The organism is Elioraea sp. Yellowstone, assembly GCF_006704265.1.
Classification (GTDB): Bacteria; Pseudomonadota; Alphaproteobacteria; order Acetobacterales; family Acetobacteraceae; genus Elioraea.
Window position 1 is genome coordinate 1 of sequence record NZ_VIKA01000334.1, and the last position, 540, is coordinate 540.

1 pseudogene is annotated in these 540 nt (G+C 77.8%); it reads right to left on the minus strand.

Annotated features, from left to right (window positions below):
• Positions 1 to 129: 129 nt before the first annotated feature.
• A pseudogene (locus FK498_RS19660) lies at positions 130 to 540 on the minus strand (hypothetical protein); the annotation flags it as partial.

The window sequence follows — 540 nt, forward strand, 5'->3', positions numbered from 1 at the left end:
CCCGAGCCCAGCCGGCCGCCAGGAGCGCGAGCGCGAGACTGTCGGGGCCGCCGGAGACGCCGACCGCGAGCGCCGGGCCGGGCTCGAAGGGGCCGCAGGCCTCCAGCGCCGCGGCGAAGGCGGCAGGCGTCAGCAGCGCAGCCGGGTGCGTTCGCGGGTCAGCGCCTCGCGCACATCCGGCCGCATGTCGTCGGCGAAGTCGGAGGCGAGCTGGCGGAACACCTCGCAGGCCGAAGCGGTCTCGTTGATCGCGCCGAGCGACCGGCCGAGCCCGAGCAGGATCTCCTGCCGGCGCGCGCGGTCCGTGGTCCGGCTGCGCGCGTCATCGTAGGCGAGCGCCGCCTGCATGTACTCGCGCCGGCCGAAGAGGGCGTCGGCGCGGATCTGGTAGGCCTCGCCGACGCGCGCGTCGCGCGGATAGGCGGCGATGAAGGCCTGCGCCTCGCGCTCGGCGGTGGCCCAGTCCTGCCGGCGCAGCGCCTCGCGGGCGGCGTTGAGGATCTGCGCCTGGCTGCGCGGCGCCGGCGCCTGGGCGGGGGC